This is a genomic window from Psychrobacter sp. W2-37-MNA-CIBAN-0211 (genome assembly GCF_040309405.1).
GTDB classification, from domain to species: domain Bacteria; phylum Pseudomonadota; class Gammaproteobacteria; order Pseudomonadales; family Moraxellaceae; genus Psychrobacter; species Psychrobacter glaciei.
The window spans coordinates 1-256 of the sequence record NZ_JBEOOU010000374.1; the positions used below are offsets into that span (position 1 = coordinate 1).

Below are 256 nucleotides of genomic sequence, written 5' to 3' on the forward strand. Positions count from 1 at the left end.
GCTCAGGGCCGCTTGCAGGGGTTGTTGGGCGGCTGGATCGATATCAACGAACGCAAAGACCTGGAGCGCCAGCTGATGGACGCCCGCCAGGCCGCCGATGAGGCGAACTACGCCAAAAGTGCATTTCTCTCGGCCTTGAGCCATGAGATTCGCACCCCCATGACCGCCATCATTGGCTTGCTCGAACTGGAGCAAGAGCGTTGCCTGGCAAGCGGCCAGCCGGTTTCCGAGGCGCTGCAAGTGGCCCATCGTTCGG

Annotated in this window: 1 protein-coding gene; it reads left to right on the forward strand. The window is 62.5% G+C overall.

Annotation, left to right across the window (positions count from 1 at the left end; genetic code table 11):
- A partial coding sequence (locus AAEY72_RS15550; RefSeq protein ID WP_352311513.1) for a histidine kinase dimerization/phospho-acceptor domain-containing protein occupies nucleotides 1-256 on the forward strand: 256 nt, incomplete at both ends.